Genomic DNA, 19177 nt, shown 5'->3' on the forward strand with positions numbered 1-19177 from the left:
TTCCGGGTGGGCTTTTTGGTGGTTGAAAGTGGATAGCGGCCTGTTTGCCTGACGACGGGCTTGCCCGGCGCGGCGTTTACTTTACTGACGATATCGGCCTGCCTGCGCCCCTAACGCTGGTAACCGGGCCCACAGTCGCCTGCCTGTAACCGCTCAAACCCACCGCTTTGGGGGTAGTTATTTTTTTCCATATAATAACTCTCTTGCGGATATTCTCTTAATCCATAAGGGCAGAGCTTAAACAGACAGCGTTTGCCGCCAGGGCATGCTCCGGTGGTTTCGCCAGCGTTACCGGGGCAGTTTTTTTTCTCGGCCAGGTTTTGCCAAAGCCGCCCACTGTAAGGCGCGGCGTGGATAATGGAGATCGCCCGCAGTCGGCCATCTACCCGTAAACCCTCGTTACATGTTGAGAGGATCTCGCCTCGCCGCAGGAAATAATCGCCTTTAAACCAGAGGATGTAACGCAGCCCGTAAGGGGTCTCTACGAGCGTGAATGTGGTGCCTGTGTCGGGGCTTGCTAACGTATCTACTATTTTCCAATCCATAAATCATGTTTCTTGTTATTAAGTTATGCGAAAAGCGCGCCAGAGGTGGGGCGCCCGGCCGTCTTTGAAAATTCGTGACGTAAAAAAAGTGTAGGAGGCAATGCGGATTCTTACAAACGACCTTACAAAAAAGAGGGCTGATTTTTGTTCGTCAACATTATCCGGTCGCGGTGGCGCAGGCATAAAAAAACCCGGCGATACTCTGCCGGGATGAAGCAATAATCGTTACAAAAGGATTGGGTAGAACTAAAGCCGCCTTAAGCGTAGCCGTGGATTTGTAAAAAAGTTTAACCACACTGTAAGTAAGGTTAAGTGAAGGGCAGGGGGCGCGAGTTGCGGGCGAACAATGCAGAGCTTTAAGGGACGCGTCCCGCGAATCGCTGACGTTCTCAGCGAAGCTGAGATGCGTTGCGCCTGCTCAGCGCGCCAGGGCTACCTTGCTGCCTCAGGTTGCTAAGGAGAGATTGCTCAACCTCAGATGCATGAAATCAATAAGCGCCCTTGTTTTGGCGAGCAAGTAACGTCTGTCTGAATAAACGGCGAACAACTGCAACGGGGCTGCCGGGTGTTCTGATTGAATCTCAATTAATCGTCCATCGTTAATGTACGGCTGGCAGGCGTGTTTCGACAGAATGGCAAAACCGACTTATCACGTTATTTCTTGGTGCCTCATATAGCCGGCTTGTTTCCGCTTCGTCGGTGGCTATTCATTATCCAGAGGATGAGCAACGGGCCAGTTTTACTTCATTGCAAACCGCAATAATGTACCTGATAACCACTCTCGCATTCTTTTTGTCTTCTTTATTACTACCTGAACAGGGGGTAACGACGGAAAACGTAAACCGACTGCTGTTAATAAGCGCATTAACCGCATCTGGATATCCGGTAATGATCATAATACTGCAACGAAAACTGGCTAAACGTCCTCTCAAGCCGGATAAGTCTGTTATTGATTAATATCACTCCGCGCCTGGCATAAAGCGGCATGCAGAAATGACAGAAAGGGCGCTGGCCTCAAACCGATTAAGCAACAAATAATACCCGGCGAAATAATCGCATAGAATTAAACACTTACAATTTGAATGGCTAATTTAGCTTAGGTAAAATCCTACGTGGGGTTAAACCTCCCGGGCGGGATCTTTAAGCAGCGCTGTGAGACGGATGCAAGCCGTATCCATGTGTTATACGCGCCGCGCGATAACGGCCCGGGGAGGAGGGACTTAACCCCGCATCTTTTAACTGAATTGCATACCTGTAATTAAGGATATTTATGTGGTATCTCCTTGCAGCCTCGCTTGCGGCACTTTCCGTAAACAGATATCTGGCTTATTTTTTTCTTGTCATTACGGCCTTTATGGGCTGGGAAGCGCAACATCTCCAGATACCGGCGTTAATACTTATCGGGGCTCTTGTCGCTGCGGGACTATTCATTGAGCGGTTTCGTAACAGGAGTACCAGATATGCGTACTGGCTTGAGGGATTTTGTGTACTGATTGCGATCGCCCTGATTTTGCACCTGATTCCCGGCTTCAATAACCCGAAAATGCTGAACGCGGTCACGGTGGGGCCTCAAAGCGTGCCATTCAGTATGTATTTTAACTTCGATAAGGCATTAGTACCGTTTGTTCTTTTGATCGGTATTTCAACGCTGTTCGTCACACAGCCTGTTGTAAAAGTCGGCGCGCTGGCGTGGTGTGGTCTGATTATGGCTATTCCGGCTTTACTGATGCTGGCCGTTATTCTGGGTGGGCTGAAAGTCGAACTGCATGCACCTGGCTGGTTTACTCAGTTTGCTCTCGCAAACCTTTTTTTTGTTTCTTTAGCGGAGGAAGCGTTTTTCAGAGGCTATTTGCAACAGCGTTTAACCCGGTTTCTTCACCCCTTTGCAGCATTGCTGATCACCGCTGTCGCCTTTGGTCTTATGCACTACGCGGGTGGGCCTCTTTTAATTTATTTTGCATGCCTGTCCGGTATTATTTATGGCCTGGCATGGATGTGGAGCGGCAGGTTATGGGTTGCAACGTTATTTCATTTTGGCCTGAACTGCGTGCATCTGTTATTTTTTACGTATCCCATGCTTAAACATTAAGAATGCGCTGTGCAGATCAACGGCAGTTCTGTATGAAAGAAGCCCTTCTGCGAGGGCTTCAATACAGTATTTAATTTATTTGTAAACCGAAAATTTTTTGGTGATCGGCTGCATAACTTCAGTATCACCGAAGATGGCGATGGCAATAAATTCGAGCGCTTCCGGCGCAGCGTTTTTGGTTGCTTCAATTTGCTGTTCCGTCGACTGCCCGAGCATGGTTGAAGTAAAAAAGTTATATACCAGACCCGCATCCCTACATTTGAGGATCGCTGAGTTGAGTTGATTACTGTTTTTAGCCTGCAGAATGACAACCGGGTAGTGGCTAAGATATGCCTTCAGGCCAGTCGCGTCATTAGGGTAATCATGAAATATACCCTCCTGGGCTTTTTGCATTATTCCGGCTGCCAGATGCCCTGTCGCATTCATTAACACAGAAGCATCCATGTTGCGGTTAACGATGATATAGAGCTTTTTCTGGTTATCTTCAAACATCTTGCTGTGCGGCTCCTTTAACGTCTTTCGTTTCAGTTAACAATGAATCTTCAGCATAGCGCTACCTGATGGCTTCATCATTGCTGTTGATCATGACCACTTTCTGAAATAAAAGTTGTCAGCACAACGCCGTGAGGCCACAGAACGCATCTCCGGCGCACGCTCGCGTTCAGTTCAAACCTCCTGCTCCTGAAGCTGGCAGACTGCGCCCGGAGGCTTTTTGAAGTACGGAACGCCAGACCGGTAACGAATCCATCGCACCGTTTTCCGCGCACTGACAGGTATCAACCATTCATTTTCCCGCCGAGGCGGTAGCGGTTTTCGCTGGTCTGGCGGCGTCTGTCTGATAAATGGTACGCCGTAAGTAAAATCCCATTGGGTAAATTCGATGGGCAAAAATCATTACCCAAAATTTACCCAGGAAAAAATGAGGGTTGCAAAGAACTGACGTGAACAAGCGCGAACGCTGGAACGGTTTATAGACTGGGTTTTAATGAGTTTTGCGAACGGTTTCAACGGCGGGCGAACTAAGAAATGGCGTCCCCTGCAGGAATCGAACCTGCAACTAGCCCTTAGGAGGGGCTCGTTATATCCATTTAACTAAGGGGACGAGGCGGCGTCAGTATACCGATTTTTACACCGCCGTTAAGGGCTTAACCGCCTGTTTGTTCAATTCCTCGCCATACTTAGCGCGCGGCGCGTCGTGCTTCTTCCTCTTTTTGCGCAATCACTTTCTCGCTTTTCGCCTGCGCGGTGGCCTGTTCCTTTTTCTGCGCAGCCATATCGTTACGGATCTGCGCGTGGCTCAGCAGCGCGAAGATAAACGTCCCGCCGATGATATTGCCCGCAAGCGTCGGGAGGGCGAACGGCCAGAAAAATTCACTCCAGTGGATCGTGCCGTTAAACACCAGATAGAGAATTTCGACGGTGCCGACCACGATATGCGTGGTGTTGCCAAGCGCGATAAGCCAGGTCATCAGGATAATCACCACGATTTTGGCCGCGCCCGCGGAAGGGAACATCCAGACCATTGTCGCGATGATCCACCCGGAGATAATCGCGTTGGCGAACATCTCGCCCGGCGTGTTGTGCATCACTTCCATGCCGATTTTCACAAAAGCGTCACGCGTGGCTTCATCAAAAATAGGCATAAACTCAAACGCCAGCGCCGCAAGGCCGGTACCAACGATGTTGCCGAGCAGCACCACGCCCCAGAGCCGCAACAGCAGCATCACGTTAGTGGCGGTAGGGTTATGCATCACCGGTAAGACCGCGGTCACGGTGTTTTCGGTAAAGAGCTGCTGGCGCGCCATGATGACGATAATAAAGCCGAAGGTATAGCCGAGGTTTTCCAGCAAAAAGCCGCCCGGAATGCCTTCCAGATGCACATGGAAAATCCCTTTCGCGAGCAGCGAGGCGCCCATCGACAGCCCGGCGGCGATAGCCGACCAGAACAGTGCCATCGCGTCGCGCTCCATCTCTTTTTCGCCATCCTGACGGATATGCTCATGAATGGCCATCGCGCGCGACGGCAGGGCTTCTTCATCCACTTCTATCTCTTTACCACTTTTTTTCTCTTCGCTCTCGACTTCCAGTTCATCCGAGGCGTCGATCTTTTCCTCGCCAATCTTGTCCATATGGGGCTCCTGTCAGATATAGGGGGGGCTGCGTTAAGCGTAGCGCGTCGGCGGCGGTTATCCGCAAAAACAGACAATTCGGCCTGCATGGTGACGAATTCGCGCGCTATTGCACAGGGTTTCGCCGCCTGCGCGGCGCGTAAGGTGGCCGCGTCATCCCCCTGTGTTACTATTCCCGACTCGCCTGAAAGGAGCTGCCCATGTTAGAAGCCCGCAATCTTGCCTGCCTGCGTGACGAGCGCCTGCTGTTTCGCGCGCTGTCGTTTCGCGTGCCGTCAGGCGAGGTGGTGCACCTTGTCGGGGCGAACGGAGCGGGGAAGACGTCGCTTCTGCGGCTGCTGACAGGGCTGGCGCGTCCTGAGCAGGGCGAGGTGTACTGGCGCGGTGAGCCGCTTGCACACAATCGCAAGGCCTTTCACCGCGATCTCCTGTGGCTCGGCCACCTGCCGGGCATCAACGCGGCGCTGACCGCCGATGAAAATCTCGCGTTTTATCACCCCGCCGCGCCGCGCGACGCGCGCTGGCAGGCGCTGGCGGCCATCGGGCTTGGCGGGTATGAGGATTTGCCGGTCGGGCAGCTCTCCGCAGGCCAGCAGCGCCGGGTCGCGCTGGCGCGTTTGTGGCTTAGCGACGCGACGCTCTGGGTGCTTGATGAACCGCTGACGGCGCTTGATGTCGCAGGGGTTGAAGCCTTTACGCGCTGTCTTGAACAACACGCCGCGCGCGGCGGCGCGATAATCCTCACCACCCATCAGCCGCTGCGCGCGTTACATTGCCCGCTGCGCACGCTGAGCCTGACGGCGGAGCGCGCGGCATGATGGGGCGTATTATCCGGCGCGAGCTGCGCCTGGCCGCGCGTCACGTCGCCGAACTGCTTAACCCGCTGTGGTTTTTTCTGGTCGTGATTGTGCTGTTCGCGCTCGGCATCGGCCCTGAGCCGCAACTGCTTGCGCGCATTGCGCCGGGCGTGGTGTGGGTGGCCGCGCTGCTCGCCGCGCTGATGGCGATGGACCGGCTGTTTCGCGACGACTGGCGCGACGGCGCGCTTGAGCAACTGATGCTGCTGCCGATACCGCTGCCGCAGGTGGTTCTCGCGAAAGTGACCGCGCACTGGGTGGTTACCGGGCTGCCGCTGGTGGCGCTGTCGCCGCTGGCGGCGCTGCTGCTCGGGCTCAACGGCCATGCGGCGCTGACGCTGATGCTGACGCTGCTTCTTGGCACGCCGACGCTAAGCTTACTCGGCGCGCTCGGCGCGGCGCTGACGGTCGGGCTGCGCCGCGGCGGGATGCTACTGAGCCTGATTATTCTGCCGCTGGCGGTGCCGCTGCTGATTTTCTCTACCGCCGCGGTGGACGCCGCCGTGATGCGGCTGCCGGTGGGCGGGTTTTTCGCGCTGTCCGGCGCGTTTTTGACGGGAAGCGTCACGCTGACGCCGTTCGCGACCGCGGCGGCGCTACGAATATCGACTCAGTAAGCCCGCCTGCGCGGGCGTTAACGTTTATGTGAGCGACAACATGTGGAAATTCTTACATCCCTGGACCCGGCCTGAACGGCTCTACGGGCTTTGCCGACGGCTGACGCCCGGCTTCGCGTGGCTGAGCGCCGTGACGCTTGCGACCGGCTGCGTCTGGGGATTTGTCTTCGCGCCGCCTGATTATCAGCAGGGCGACAGCTACCGCATCATGTATCTGCATGTGCCGGCGGCGATGGGGTCGATGGGCATTTACGCGTCGATGGCGGTGGCGGCGTTTATCGGGTTGGTGTGGCAGCATAAAGCCGCCGATCTTGCCGTGATGGCGATGGCGCCCGTGGGCGCGGTCTATACCTTTATCGCGCTGGTCACCGGCTCGGCCTGGGGCAAACCGATGTGGGGCACCTGGTGGATTTGGGACGCGCGGCTCACCTCCGAACTGGTGTTGCTGTTTCTGTACGCAGGCGCGATCGCGCTCTGGCACGCGTTCGATGATCGCCGTCTGGCGGGACGCGCCGCAGGCGTGCTGGTGCTGGTGGGGGTGGTAAACCTGCCCATCATTCACTATTCGGTGGAGTGGTGGAACACGCTGCATCAGGGCTCCACCAATATGCAGCAGAGCATCGACCCGAGCATGCGCGCGCCGCTGCGCTGGAATATCGCCGGTTTTCTGTGCCTCTTTATTACTCTCACGCTGATGCGTCTCGGCAATCTGGTGCTGTTCCAGGAGCGCCGCCGTCCGTGGGTCGCCGCCGTGTTGAATCGCTCCGGGAGCCCCTCATGTCCGCCGCGTTAACCGCATTTTTTCTGATGGGCGGCTACGCCTTTTACGTCTGGCTGGCGGTGGCGATGACCATTTTGCCGCTGGCGCTGCTGGTGGCGCATACCCTCCTTGCGCGCCGCGCGCTGCGCCGGGAGATAGCAAAACGGGAGGCGCGTGAGCGCAGACGCCAGCACGCGCAGGCGGATATGGAGACGCCGCCATGACGCCGCGCCGTAAAACCCGGCTCTGGCTGGCGCTCGCCGTACTGGCGGGCCTGGGACTGACGCTCGCGCTGGTGCTCTACGCGCTGCGCGCCAATATCGATCTCTTCTACACGCCGGGCGAAATCCTCTACGGCAAAGGTGAAACGCAGGCGAAGCCCGAGCCGGGGCAGCGGCTGCGCGTCGGCGGTATGGTGATGCCAGGCAGCGTGAAGCGCGACAGCCACAGCCTGAAGGTGAGCTTCCGGCTCTATGACGCGCGCGGCGTGGTGGATGTCGATTACGACGGCATTCTGCCCGATCTGTTCCGTGAGGGGCAGGGGGTGGTGGCGCAGGGCGTGCTTGGCGACGACCGGCGCATTCACGCCCGCGAAGTGCTGGCGAAGCACGACGAAAACTACACGCCGCCGGAGGTGAAAGCGGCGATGGAGACGAATCACTCGCGTTCGCCGCAGGCGTATAAGGATACTCGCCCATGATGCCGGAAATCGGTAACTTTCTGCTCTGTCTCGCCGCGGGGCTGGCGTTGCTGCTCACGCTCTGGCCGCAGTGGGGCGCGATACGTCAGGCGCCGCGGCTGATGGCGCTGGCCCGACCGCTCGCCTGCGCGCTTTTTGCCTGCCTGCTCGGCGCGTTTCTCATCCTGGTTCACGCCTTTGTGGTCAATGATTTCACGGTGCTCTATGTGGCGAGTAATTCCAACAGCGAGCTGCCGGTCTGGTATCGCGTGGCCGCGACCTGGGGCGCGCATGAGGGCTCTTTGCTGCTGTGGGTACTGCTGATGGGCGGCTGGACGTTTGCAGTGGCGCTCTTTAGCCGCAACATGCCGCAGGAGGCGATTGCGCGCGTGCTCTCGGTGATGGGCGGTATTAACGTCGGTTTTCTGCTGTTTATTCTGCTGACCTCAAATCCGTTTGCCCGCACGCTGCCGGATTACCCGATTGAAGGGCGCGATCTTAACCCGCTGCTCCAGGATATCGGGCTGATTTTCCATCCGCCGCTGCTTTATATGGGATATGTCGGGTTTTCGGTCGCGTTTGCCTTTGCTGTGGCATCGCTGCTCAGTGGGCGGCTCGATACCGCCTGGGCGCGCTGGTCGCGGCCCTGGACGCAGGCGGCATGGGCGTTTCTGACTGTCGGTATTGTGCTCGGCTCCGCCTGGGCCTATTACGAGCTGGGCTGGGGCGGCTGGTGGTTCTGGGACCCTGTCGAAAACGCGTCGCTGATGCCGTGGCTTGCGGGCACTGCGCTGATGCATTCGCTGGCGGTGACCGAAAAGCGCGGCAGCTTCCGCGCCTGGACCGTGCTGCTTGCCATTACCGCGTTTTCGCTCTGTCTGCTCGGCACGTTTCTGGTGCGATCCGGCGTGCTGGTGTCGGTACACGCGTTCGCCTCCGACCCGGCGCGCGGCATGTTTATTCTGGCGCTGCTGGTTGTCGTCATCGGCGGTTCGCTGCTGCTTTATGCCATTAAAGGCGGCAGCGTCCGGGCGCGGATCGGCAATGCGCTCTGGTCACGCGAAAGCTTCCTGCTCGGCAACAATATCCTGTTGATTACCGCCATGCTGGTAGTGCTGCTCGGCACGCTGCTGCCGCTGCTGCCGCTGGTGCATAAAGCGCTTGGGCTGGGGTCGGTCTCCGTCGGCGCGCCGTTTTTTAACCTGCTTTTTAGCGCGCTGATGGCGCCGTTCGCGCTGCTGCTCGGCGTCGGGCCGCTGGTGCGCTGGCGTCGCGACGAGCCGCAGAAACTTCGCCGTCGCCTGCTGGCGGCGCTGGCGGTGACGCTGGCGGCCTCGCTGCTGCTGCCGTGGCTGTTACAGGACAGCGTCAAAGGGATGGCGGTGGCCGGGGTAATGATGGCGGCCTGGGTGCTGGTATTAACGCTGATGGAGCTGCACGAGCGCGCCACGCACCGGCATAGCCTCTGGCGCGGAGTGCTGAAACTTGGCCGTAGCCACTGGGGTATGACGCTCGGGCATGTGGGGCTGGCGGTCACTGCTATCGGCATCGCCTTCAGCCAGAACTACAGCGTGGAGCGCGACGTGCGCATGACGGCGGGCGAGCGCGTCGATATCCATCACTACCGGTTTATATTCCGTGAGGTGCGTGAGACGCAGGGGCCGAACTGGCGCGGCACAGTGGGCATTATCGATGTGCTGCGCGACGGCAAACCCGAGACGACGCTACGTGCCGAAAAGCGCGCCTATAACAGCAACCGGATGGTAATGACCGAAGCCGCCATTGACGGCGGGCTGACGCGCGATCTCTACGCGGCGCTCGGTGAACCCCTCGGCGACGGCAGCTGGGCGGTACGGCTCTATTACAAACCGTTTGTCCGCTGGATCTGGTACGGCGGGCTGCTGATGGCGCTTGGCGGGCTGCTGTGTATGCTCGACCCGCGCTATCGCCTGAAAAAATGGCAGGAGGCCGCATGAAACGCCGTCTGTTACTGATCCCGCTGGCGCTGTTTCTGCTGCTGGCGGCGGCGCTGTTCTGGCAACTGACGCGCAACGCCGCAGGCGATGACCCGTCGCAGCTGGAGTCTGCGCTGATCGGCAAACCGCTGCCCGCCTTCCGGCTCGCGGCGCTGGACGATCCGAACGTCACCTACGATCGCGCGGCGCTCTTAAACGGCAAGCCGCTGCTGCTGAATGTCTGGGCGACCTGGTGCCCGACCTGCCGCGCTGAACATCAGTTTCTCAACGGGCTCGCCGCCGGTGGCGTGCGGGTGGTGGGGCTCAATTATAAAGACGATCGCGCTAAAGCCGTGGCGTGGCTCAATCACCTTGGCAATCCTTACGCGCTGAGCCTGTTTGACGGCAGCGGCATGCTGGGGCTGGATCTCGGCGTTTATGGCGCGCCGGAGACGTTTGTTATTGATGCGCGCGGCGTTATCCGCTATCGCCACGCGGGAGAACTGAACGATAAGGTCTGGCGCGAGGAGATAGCGCCGCGGTGGGACGCGCTGAACCGGGAGGGCGGATCGTGAAACCCTTTTTGACTCTGCTTGCCGGCCTGCTGCTGGCGTGTCAGGCGCTGGCGGCCAGCGACGTTTATCCTTTTCAGAGCGAGGCGCAGGAGCAGCAGTTCCGCGAGCTGATAAGCGAGCTGCGCTGCCCGAAATGCCAGAATAACAGCATCGCCGATTCCGGCTCGATGATTGCCGCCGATATGCGTCAGAAGGTCTATGAGCTCATGCAGCAGGGGCAGAGCCGCGAGCAGATTGTGGCGTATATGGTGGCGCGCTACGGCAATTTCGTCACCTATGAGCCGCCCGTGACGCCTGGCACGCTGATTCTCTGGCTGCTGCCCGCGCTGTTTGCGGCAGGCGGAGTGGGCGTCATTATCAGCCGTGCGCGACGTAAACAGCGCGAACCGGCGCCGCTTGATGACGACGAACGGCAGCGGCTGCGCGCGTTGCTCGATGAAAGAGGAAAACGTCCGTGACCGCGATAATCTTGCTCATCGTCGTCCTGCTGCTGAGCGTCGCGGCGCTGGTGTTCTGGCCGTGGCGCGACCAGCGCGCTGCCGACCGCGACGCGCTCAACCAGACGCTTTACCATTCACGTCTGCGCGAACTTGACGACGAACCGCCCGAAGCGCGTCAGGCGCTGGCGCTTGAGCTGCAGCGCAGCCTGCTGGCGGATATCCCGGCGCGGCCCGCGCAGGCGCCCGCCGCCGTCGGCCGCGGCACGCTGCTGACGGGCGCGCTGCTGGTAGCCGCGGTCAGCGTCGGGCTTTTCCTCGCTACCAACAGCCTGAAGGCGGTCGGCGAGTGGCAGGCCGCGACGCGTGAGACGCCCGCGCTGGTGGCGCGTGTGATGGACCCGCACGCCGCGCCGCTGAGCGTTGACGAACTGACGCGCCTCGGGCTTGGGCTGCGTACGCGTTTACAGGACGAGCCGCACAACCGCGCGGGCTGGGCGATGCTCGGGCGTATCGGCATGGTGCTGAATAACGCCGATACGGCGACAGACGCGTTTAAACGCGCCTGGCAGCTCGATTCGCAAAGCATAAAGGCGCGGCTCGACTATGCTGAAGTGCTGGTGCGCTCGACGCAGCCGGAGGATAACGCGACGGGCGAGCAGATGCTCAAAGAGGTTGCGGCGCAGGCGCCCGGCAATCTGCGCGCGTCTGAGCTGCTGGCCTTAAGCGCATTTCGCCAGCAGCGCTATCCGGAGGCAATCGCGTACTGGCAGGCGCTGCTTTTACAACTGCCAACGGGCGATCCGCGTCGGGCGGCAGTCGCGCGCGGCATTCAGCAGGCGCGGGTGGACAGCGGCATGGACAACGCGAAACTGGCTGTTAAAATCACGCTCTCACCCGCAACAAAAAAAGCCTTGCCGAATAAAGGGATACTCTTTATCAGCGTGACGGATGGCGTATCAAACGTGCCGGTGGTGGTAAAAAAATTGCCGCTGGGCCATTTTCCGCTGACAATAACTCTGGATGACGCTGACGCCATGCTGCCGGAACGGGGGCTTGGGCAGGTGTCGCAAGGCATCGTGAAGGTACATATTTCCCGGGACGGCAACGCCGCTGTGCAGCCCGGAGACTGGACAGGAGAGCGCCGCTTCACCTCGCTCAACCCGGCTTCGCCGGTGGACGTCCTAGTTGCGCCTTCGCCATCAGGAGCGGGTTAGTTATCATTTACAGGGAGACTGCTATGAACTTTCGCCTTACCGGGCTTGCGCTGGCGGCCACGCTTCTGGTGGGCTGCGCCAGCTCGTCAGACCCGCAGCAAGGGCGCTCCGACCCCTTCGAAGGGTTCAACCGCACCATGTATACCTTCAACTTTGAAGTCGTGGACCCTTATGTGCTGCGCCCGGTGGCTGTCGCCTGGCGCGACTATGTGCCGCAACCGGCGCGCAACGGGCTGGGCAATTTCACCAGCAACCTTGAAGAACCCGCCTCCATGCTCAATAAATTCCTGCAGGGCGACCCCTACCAGGGGATGGTGCATTTCACCCGTTTCTTCCTGAATACCCTGCTGGGGATGGGCGGTTTTATCGATGTGGCCGGGATGGCGAACCCGAAATTGCAGCGCGAAGAGCCGCACCGTTTCGGCAGCACGCTTGGCAGTTACGGCGTGGGTTACGGCCCGTATCTGCAACTGCCGTTCTACGGCAGCTTCACGCTGCGTGAAGATGTCGGCGATATGGCAGATACCACTTATCCGGTGCTGTCCTGGCTGACCTGGCCGCTGTCGCTCGGCAAATGGGCGGTGGAAGGTGTGGAAACCCGTGCGCAACTGCTGGATTCCGACGGGCTGCTACGCCAGTCGTCCGATCCTTACATCATGGTGCGTGAGGCGTATTTCCAGCGCCACGATTTCATCGCCAATGGCGGCAAGCTCAAGCCGAATGAAAACCCCAACGCGCAGGCGATCGAGGGTGACCTGAAAGATATCGATTCGGAATAAATAGCCGGATGCGTTAATCCTGAAGGCAAATAAATAAAGAAGGCGGGCATTCAGGCTCGCCTTCTTTATTTATCGCGGCATTAAAACCGGCAATAAAAAAGGCGAGCCGCAGCCCGCCTTTTCAATATACAGGGTTATCAGAACTTATAGTTGAAGTTCACACCGTACAGCCAGGCTTTACCTTCAGATTTGAAAGTGTACGGGCCTTCGGTGAATTCCACGTGCTGACCGTGCATATAAGACACACCGGCATCCACAGAGGCGTCTTCATTGAAGGCGTAGGTCGTACCGGCGCTCAGCCAGAGACGGTCCTGGTCCGGAATAGAGATGGAGCGTTGCTGCGCGGGCACCGGGCTGTCATCAAAGGCGATACCGGTACGGAAGGTCCAGTTGTCGTCCATATAATAGGTGGTGCCGAGCGCGATGCGGTACGCGTCTTTAAACTTCTCTTCTTTCTTGAACAGGGTGTCGCCGTTGCTGTTGGTGGCTTTCAGCTCCTGGAACTGGCTCCAGCTGGTGTAGGTCAGGCTATAGTGCACGGCCCACTGCGGCGCAACGCGGTTATAACCGGAGATTTCCCACATTTCAGGCAGATTCAGGGTCAGAGAGCCGCCCGTGGTGCGGCCGCCTGTGCCAAGCGGGAGCTGCTGGCTTGCCAGGAAGGCGTTAAATGCCGGATTCAGACTGCTTTTATAGTCGCCGTCAAAGTCGATTTTTACTTCAGAGCGGTAGGTCAGTGAGTAGCGGTTATCTTTGTCCAGTTCATACAGGATACCCGCGTTCCAGCCAAAGCCCCATTCGTCGCCTTTCAGGTGCGCAATCTGAGTGTCGCTGCTCAGTGAGTTAGCGTAACCCGCAATCTGGCGCAGCGCGTCACCTTGTGGGCCTGGGCTGGTAAAGCCTGGTGACTGACTCAGTTGCCCGGCAACCAGTTGACCAAGATCGCCCGCGTTACGTTCGATTTTCGCGCGCGCATAGACGGCGTCGAAGCCCAGGCCGAAGCTCCAGTGATTATCGAGACGATACGCGCCGCTCAGGTTCAGGTTCAGCGTTTCGAGGTCAGTTTTACCGCCCACAGAGCCTGCCGCATAACTGTCGTTATATTCGGTCGCGAGGCCGTAGTTGGAGGTTACGGATGCGCCCCAGCCAAACTGCTCGTTAATCGGCGCCACAAAGTGCAGGTTCGGCACCCAGGCGGTCGGCGCGATGTTATCCGCGTCCAGGCTGCGGCCAGTAAGGGAGCGGCCAGACACATTCACATCCGGGTCGACGAAAATCGCCCCGCCGGAGAAGGTCGGACGGTCAAACATGGTAATCAGCGCCGGGTTACGGCTGACGTTGCCCGCGTCATCCGCAATAGCGCCTTCCCCGGAGTAGGCGCGGCCCAGACCAGAGGAAGAGAATTCGTTTAACTGGAAACCTGCAGACCAGGCCTGAGAAGAGACGATTGCCACTGCGACTGCCAAAGCAGATTTGGTAAACAGGGTTTTCTGGCTCATGACCATAACCTCATCCATTTATTTTTATTTAAATAATGTTACGTGACGTAACAGGAGCGCGAAGTGTAGGGTCTGAGGTACGGCAGGGAAATCAGACCAGTGGCGAGAGTATAGGTCCGACCAGCAGATATGTTGCAAGTATGTTTATAAGTTTTTTCAATTGTGATCTTAGAAACGCGATCCGTTTAGCAAAATTCTGCGATGAGAGTATTCGTAAATCTGGTGATTATTGCGTTAGATCATTTTTAAGTGTGATTTCGGTCACTTATGGACGCAATCCGGAAGAACAGGTAGAGAGGGGGGCGGGGCGGGCGTAAAATAGGCGTATCCCTTTTCAGGAAATACAGAGGAAATCACTATGTCCAAATGCAGTGCTGATGAAACCCCGGTTTGCTGCTGTATTGATGTCGGCACCATTATTGATAATACCTACTGCGTCGCGTCCTATAGCCGCGTCTTTACGAGCCGCGCCGAGGCCGAAGAAACCCTCGCGGCATTAACGGCCAGAGCGCGTGAAGTCGAGTCCGAACCGTGCCAAATCAACCCGCGTTTTACGCAAGAGGCCGACGGCGTACGCCTTGATATCGATTTTGTTTTCGCCTGCCAGGCAGAAACCGTTATTTTCCAGTTAAGTCTGCGTTAATCCCGCCTCTCACGCCCCGGTGCCGCCGGGGCGTATTTCTTGTTACGTAATTCGTGTTTTGCTTCGCACTTTTTCCTTTATGTGATTGGCTGAATGTAAAATTCTGGTTAAAACTGTTATCAGGTCAGACCACTTAATACATAGTTAGCCTTTTACAGGGGAAAGTTATGAGTCAGGCACTACCGCTGGTCACCCGGCAGGGGGATCGTATTGCCATTGTCAGTGGGTTGCGCACCCCTTTCGCCCGTCAGGCGACGGCGTACCACGGCGTTCCGGCGGTCGATCTCGGTAAAATGGTGGTCGGCGAACTGCTGGCCCGCAGCGAAATTCCGCCTGAAGTCATTGAACAACTGGTGTTCGGCCAGGTGGTACAAATGCCGGAGGCGCCTAACATCGCGCGTGAAATCGTGCTTGGCACTGGCATGAGCGTGCGCACCGACGCCTACAGCGTCAGCCGCGCCTGCGCCACCAGCTTCCAGGCGGTGGCGAATGTTGCCGAAAGCATGATGGCGGGCACCATTCGCGCCGGGATCGCCGGCGGCGCCGACTCCTCTTCCGTGTTGCCCATCGGCGTGAGCAAAAAACTCGCGCGCACGCTGGTGGATGCCAATAAAGCCCGCACCGCCGGGCAGCGCCTGAAGCTCTTTTCGCGCCTGCGGCTGCGCGACCTGCTGCCGGTGCCGCCTGCTGTAGCGGAATACTCCACCGGGCTGCGCATGGGCGACACCGCGGAGCAGATGGCGAAAACGCACGGCATCACGCGCGAACAGCAGGACGCGCTGGCGCACCGCTCACACCAGCTGGCGGCGCAGGCGTGGGCCGAAGGCAAGCTGCGTGATGAAGTCATGACGGCGTACACGCCGCCGTACCGCGAGCCGCTCAGTGAAGATAACAATATCCGTAAAACGTCGTCGCTTGCCGATTACGCTAAATTGCGCCCGGCGTTTGACCGTAAGCACGGCACCGTGACGGCCGCCAACAGCACGCCACTCACTGACGGCGCGGCGGCGGTGATTCTGATGACCGAATCTCGCGCCCGCGAGCTGGGTCTTACGCCGCTCGGCTACCTGCGCAGTTACGCCTTTACCGCCATTGACGTCTGGCAGGATATGCTGCTGGGCCCGGCCTGGTCGACGCCGCTGGCGCTGGAGCGTGCCGGGCTTTCAATGGCCGATCTGACGCTGTTCGACATGCATGAAGCGTTCGCCTCGCAGACGCTCACCAACCTCAAACTGCTGGCAAGCGACCGCTTCGCGCGTGAAGTGCTGGGCCGCAGCCAGGCGACCGGCGAGGTGGATGACAGCAAATTTAACGTGCTCGGCGGCTCTATCGCTTACGGGCACCCGTTCGCCGCCACCGGCGCGCGGATGATAACCCAGACGCTCAATGAACTGCGTCGCCGCGGCGGCGGTTTCGGGCTGGTGACCGCCTGCGCGGCAGGCGGACTCGGCGCGGCAATGGTACTGGAGGCCGAATAATGGAATCGACATCCGCATTTACTTTACAGATCCGCCCGGACAACGTGGCGGTAGTCACTATCGATGTGCCGGGCGAAAAAATGAACACGCTCAAGGCGGCATTCGCCCGCGACGTGCGCGCCATCGTAAAACAGCTACGTGAAAACCGCGATCTTGCGGGCGTGGTGTTTATTTCCGCCAAGCCCGATAACTTTATCGCGGGCGCGGATATCAACATGATAGCCGACTGCCAAAGCGCGCAGGAGGCCGAGGCGCTGGCGAGTCAGGGCCAGCAGATCATGGCGGAGATCCGCGCGCTGCCGGTGCATGTGGTCGCGGCTATTCACGGCGCATGCCTCGGCGGCGGGCTTGAGCTGGCGCTCGCCTGCCACAGCCGCATTTGTACCGACGACCCGAAAACCCTGCTTGGGCTACCGGAAGTGCAGTTAGGGCTGCTGCCGGGCTCCGGCGGCACGCAGCGGCTGCCGCGCCTTGTGGGCGTCAGCGCCGCGCTTGAGATGATCCTCGTGGGCAAACAGTTGCGTCCGCGTCAGGCGCAGAAAGCCGGGCTGGTGGATGATGTGGTGCCGCAGACCATTTTGCTGGAGGCCGCCGCGGCGCTGGCGAAAAAGAGTCGCCCTGCGCCGCGTCGTTTGCCGGTACGCGAGCGTGTGCTCGCAGGCCCGCTTGGCCGTGCGCTGCTGTTTCGTATGGTCAGCCAGAAAACGCATCAGAAAACCCAGGGCAACTACCCGGCGGCGCAGCGCATTATCGATGTGGTGCGCACCGGGCTTGAACAGGGGAGCGCCAGCGGCTATCAGGCCGAAGCCCGCGCCTTTGGCGAACTGGCGATGACGCCGGAATCAGCGGCGCTGCGCGGCCTCTTTTTCGCCACCACTGAGCTTAAAAAAGAGACCGGCAGCGGCGTGGCGCCGCGCGCGCTGCATTCGGTCGGCGTGCTGGGCGGCGGGCTGATGGGCGGCGGGATTGCGTATGTGACCGCTACCAAAGCCCGTTTGCCGGTGCGTATTAAAGACATCAGCGAAAAGGGCATTAATCACGCGCTGAAATACAGCAGGGATCTGCTGGAGAAAAAAGTGCGCCGCCGTCACCTGCGCGCCGGCGAGCGCGACGCTCAGATGGCGCTGATCTCCGGCGGAACCGATTATCGCGGGTTCCACCAGCGCGATATCGTCGTGGAAGCCGTTTTCGAAGAGTTAACCCTGAAGCAGAACATGGTGGCGGAGATCGAGGCGAACACCGCGCCGCACACGATTTTCGCTTCTAATACCTCGTCGCTGCCAATCGGCGATATCGCGGCCGGGGCCGCCCGCCCGGCACAAATCATCGGTCTGCATTATTTCAGCCCGGTCGACAAAATGCCGCTGGTGGAAGTGATTCCCCATGCCGGCACCAGCCCGGAAACCATTGCCACGACCGTGCAGCTTGCGAAAAAGCAGGGCAAAACGCCGATCGTGGTGGCTGACTGCGCCGGGTTTTACGTCAACCGCATCCTGGCGCCTTACATAAATGAGGCGATGCGCTGCCTGATGGAAGGGGAGAGCATTGAGAAAATCGACGACGCGCTGGTGAAGAAAGGTTTTCCGGTCGGCCCGATCCAACTGCTGGATGAAGTAGGGATTGATGTCGGCACCAAAATTATGCCAGTGCTGGAGCGCGCTTACGGGCCACGTTTCAGCGCGCCTGGTGAAGCCGTTGCAGCAATGTTGAACGACGATCGCAAAGGCAGAAAAAATGGCCGCGGTTTCTATCTTTATCCGGCAAAAGGGCGTAAAAGCAAAAAACAGGTTGACCCTGCGGTTTACGGGCTTATTGGCGTTAAACCGGGCGGTAAACTGAGCGGCGATGAGATTGCCGAGCGGTGCGTCATGATGATGCTGAACGAGGCGGTGCGGTGTCTGGATGAAGGTGTGGTGCGCTCAGCGCGTGACGGCGATATCGGCGCCGTTTTCGGCATCGGTTTCCCGCCGTTTCTGGGCGGCCCGTTCCGTTATATGGACACGCTCGGCGCAGCGCAGGTGGTAGCGACGCTTACCCGTCTCTCCACCCGTTATGGCGACCGTTTTACCCCGTGCGACAGGCTGTTGCGCATGGCGCAGACCGCGCAAACTTTCTGGCCTGAGGGGAACCCGCAGGCCGACATCGTGGTCTGATAAAGCGTAGTTCCTGGCTTCGAAAACGTAGCGCTGGCTAATTTGTAAACAGTGATTGACTATACTTACGTCAATAGGGTAAAAAACAGCGTTTCATTCGAAGTATGGATCAGGCACAATGCCCGACCGCCAGTCGATACCCGTAAAAAGCGCGTTGCTTTTTCGGGGTTGCGCTGGCGCTTCTGGTCAACAAAAGCGGTGCAATATGCAAGTTTTTATCATGCGTCACGGCGACGCAGCACTCGATGCCGCCAGTGATTCGGTTCGTCCTCTGACCGCGTGCGGTTGTGATGAATCCCGTCAAATGGCGACCTGGTTAAAAGGTCAAAAGGTGGATATCGAACGTGTTCTGGTGAGCCCATTCCTGCGAGCCGAACAGACACTGGACGTCGTGAAAGAGGCCATGAGCCTGCCTGTCAAAACCGAAGTCCTGCCGGAGCTTACGCCTTGCGGGGATGTCGGCCTGGTGAGCGACTACCTCCACGTTCTGGCCCGTGACGGCGTTCGCGCGGTAATGGTTATCTCTCACCTGCCGCTGGTCGGTTATCTGGTCGCGGAGCTTTGCCCTGGCGAAACGCCGCCGATGTTTTCGACCTCCGCTATCGCCTGCGTGACGGTTGAAGGCGATAACGACAAGGGCGTTTTTAACTGGCAGATGAGCCCCTGCAATCTCAAAATGGCGAAAGCGATTTAACGCCTGCCACAGAGCCGTAAGAAGAAAAAGAGCCGCTAATGCGGCTCTTTCTGTTTCTGCGGTCTTCATTT

Annotated in this window: 18 protein-coding genes, 1 tRNA gene and 2 pseudogenes; 16 read left to right on the forward strand and 5 right to left on the reverse strand. The window is 58.6% G+C overall.

Annotated elements, in window-relative coordinates; genetic code table 11:
• Positions 1-990: 990 nt before the first annotated feature.
• Positions 991-1191 (reverse strand): annotated as a pseudogene (locus tag AFK63_RS20160) (LysR substrate-binding domain-containing protein); the annotation flags it as partial.
• A gap of 2 nt (positions 1192-1193) precedes the next feature.
• Here AFK63_RS20160 and AFK63_RS21590 point away from each other — a divergent pair.
• Positions 1194-1502 (forward strand): annotated as a pseudogene (locus AFK63_RS21590) (MFS transporter); the annotation flags it as partial.
• Between the two features lie 313 nt (positions 1503-1815).
• Positions 1816-2634, forward strand: a complete 819-nt coding sequence (locus AFK63_RS04280) for a CPBP family intramembrane glutamic endopeptidase (RefSeq protein ID WP_038861450.1) — start codon at positions 1816-1818, stop codon at positions 2632-2634.
• A 75-nt stretch (positions 2635-2709) separates the two neighbouring features.
• Here AFK63_RS04280 and AFK63_RS04285 read toward each other — a convergent pair whose 3' ends face one another.
• The 3 genes from AFK63_RS04285 to AFK63_RS04295 form a co-directional block, all read right to left on the reverse strand.
• Positions 2710-3126 carry a DUF2000 domain-containing protein gene (locus tag AFK63_RS04285; RefSeq protein WP_038861452.1) on the reverse strand — a complete coding sequence of 139 codons (417 nt, stop codon included), beginning with the start codon at positions 3124-3126 and terminating at the stop codon, positions 2710-2712.
• Between the two features lie 535 nt (positions 3127-3661).
• Positions 3662-3736 (reverse strand) — tRNA-Arg (locus tag AFK63_RS04290).
• Between the two features lie 76 nt (positions 3737-3812).
• Positions 3813-4763: a formate/nitrite transporter family protein gene (locus AFK63_RS04295; RefSeq protein ID WP_038861454.1), complete on the reverse strand. Its 951-nt coding sequence runs from the start codon at positions 4761-4763 to the stop codon at positions 3813-3815.
• 200 nt (positions 4764-4963) lie between these two features.
• On the opposite strand from AFK63_RS04295, the gene ccmA reads away from it, so the two are divergent.
• The 10 genes from ccmA to mlaA are packed head-to-tail and all read left to right on the forward strand — an operon-like array spanning position 4964 to position 12639.
• Positions 4964-5581, forward strand: coding sequence for a cytochrome c biogenesis heme-transporting ATPase CcmA (ccmA, locus tag AFK63_RS04300; protein WP_038861455.1), 618 nt, complete (start codon positions 4964-4966; stop codon positions 5579-5581).
• On the forward strand, positions 5578-6237 hold the full coding sequence (gene ccmB, locus AFK63_RS04305; RefSeq protein ID WP_038861456.1) for a heme exporter protein CcmB: 660 nt from the start codon (positions 5578-5580) through the stop codon (positions 6235-6237). The genes ccmA and ccmB overlap by 4 nt, the downstream gene beginning before the upstream one ends.
• Positions 6238-6277: 40 nt before the next feature.
• The gene (locus tag AFK63_RS04310; protein ID WP_038861457.1) at positions 6278-7030 is read left to right on the forward strand and encodes a heme ABC transporter permease; all 753 of its coding nucleotides are present in this window, start codon (positions 6278-6280) and stop codon (positions 7028-7030) included.
• On the forward strand, positions 7015-7221 hold the full coding sequence (gene ccmD / locus AFK63_RS04315) for a heme exporter protein CcmD (protein WP_038861458.1): 207 nt from the start codon (positions 7015-7017) through the stop codon (positions 7219-7221). The genes AFK63_RS04310 and ccmD overlap by 16 nt, the downstream gene beginning before the upstream one ends.
• Entirely contained in the window at positions 7218-7697 is a 480-nt protein-coding gene (ccmE, locus tag AFK63_RS04320) for a cytochrome c maturation protein CcmE (RefSeq protein WP_038861459.1), read from the forward strand. The genes ccmD and ccmE overlap by 4 nt, the downstream gene beginning before the upstream one ends.
• Positions 7694-9652 carry a heme lyase CcmF/NrfE family subunit gene (locus AFK63_RS04325; RefSeq protein ID WP_038861461.1) on the forward strand — a complete coding sequence of 653 codons (1959 nt, stop codon included), beginning with the start codon at positions 7694-7696 and terminating at the stop codon, positions 9650-9652. The genes ccmE and AFK63_RS04325 overlap by 4 nt, the downstream gene beginning before the upstream one ends.
• Positions 9649-10206: a DsbE family thiol:disulfide interchange protein gene (locus tag AFK63_RS04330; RefSeq protein WP_038861462.1), complete on the forward strand. Its 558-nt coding sequence runs from the start codon at positions 9649-9651 to the stop codon at positions 10204-10206. Before AFK63_RS04325 ends, AFK63_RS04330 begins: the two co-directional genes overlap by 4 nt.
• Complete coding sequence (locus AFK63_RS04335) at positions 10203-10664, forward strand: cytochrome c-type biogenesis protein (protein ID WP_038861464.1); 462 nt, start codon at positions 10203-10205, stop codon at positions 10662-10664. The genes AFK63_RS04330 and AFK63_RS04335 overlap by 4 nt, the downstream gene beginning before the upstream one ends.
• A complete protein-coding gene (gene ccmI, locus AFK63_RS04340; protein WP_038861468.1) occupies positions 10661-11860 on the forward strand; it encodes a c-type cytochrome biogenesis protein CcmI in 1200 nt (399 codons plus the stop codon). The genes AFK63_RS04335 and ccmI overlap by 4 nt, the downstream gene beginning before the upstream one ends.
• A gap of 23 nt (positions 11861-11883) precedes the next feature.
• Positions 11884-12639, forward strand: coding sequence for a phospholipid-binding lipoprotein MlaA (mlaA, locus tag AFK63_RS04345; RefSeq protein WP_038861470.1), 756 nt, complete (start codon positions 11884-11886; stop codon positions 12637-12639).
• 137 nt (positions 12640-12776) lie between these two features.
• On the opposite strand, the gene fadL is transcribed toward mlaA, so the two are convergent.
• Positions 12777-14138, reverse strand: a complete 1362-nt coding sequence (gene fadL / locus AFK63_RS04350; RefSeq protein WP_038861513.1) for a long-chain fatty acid transporter FadL — start codon at positions 14136-14138, stop codon at positions 12777-12779.
• Positions 14139-14496: 358 nt separating this feature from the next.
• On the opposite strand from fadL, the gene AFK63_RS04355 reads away from it, so the two are divergent.
• From AFK63_RS04355 to sixA, 4 genes are all read left to right on the forward strand, one after another.
• Positions 14497-14781, forward strand: coding sequence for a YfcZ/YiiS family protein (locus AFK63_RS04355; RefSeq protein ID WP_038861472.1), 285 nt, complete (start codon positions 14497-14499; stop codon positions 14779-14781).
• A 167-nt stretch (positions 14782-14948) separates the two neighbouring features.
• Complete coding sequence (gene fadI, locus AFK63_RS04360; RefSeq protein ID WP_038861480.1) at positions 14949-16259, forward strand: acetyl-CoA C-acyltransferase FadI; 1311 nt, start codon at positions 14949-14951, stop codon at positions 16257-16259.
• Positions 16259-18412: a fatty acid oxidation complex subunit alpha FadJ gene (fadJ, locus tag AFK63_RS04365; protein WP_038861481.1), complete on the forward strand. Its 2154-nt coding sequence runs from the start codon at positions 16259-16261 to the stop codon at positions 18410-18412. Before fadI ends, fadJ begins: the two co-directional genes overlap by 1 nt.
• 205 nt (positions 18413-18617) lie before the next feature.
• Entirely contained in the window at positions 18618-19106 is a 489-nt protein-coding gene (gene sixA, locus AFK63_RS04370; protein WP_038861482.1) for a phosphohistidine phosphatase SixA, read from the forward strand.
• The last annotated feature ends 71 nt before the right edge of the window (positions 19107-19177 follow it).

It is taken from the genome of Cronobacter muytjensii ATCC 51329, from assembly GCF_001277195.1.
Classification (GTDB): domain Bacteria; phylum Pseudomonadota; class Gammaproteobacteria; order Enterobacterales; family Enterobacteriaceae; genus Cronobacter; species Cronobacter muytjensii.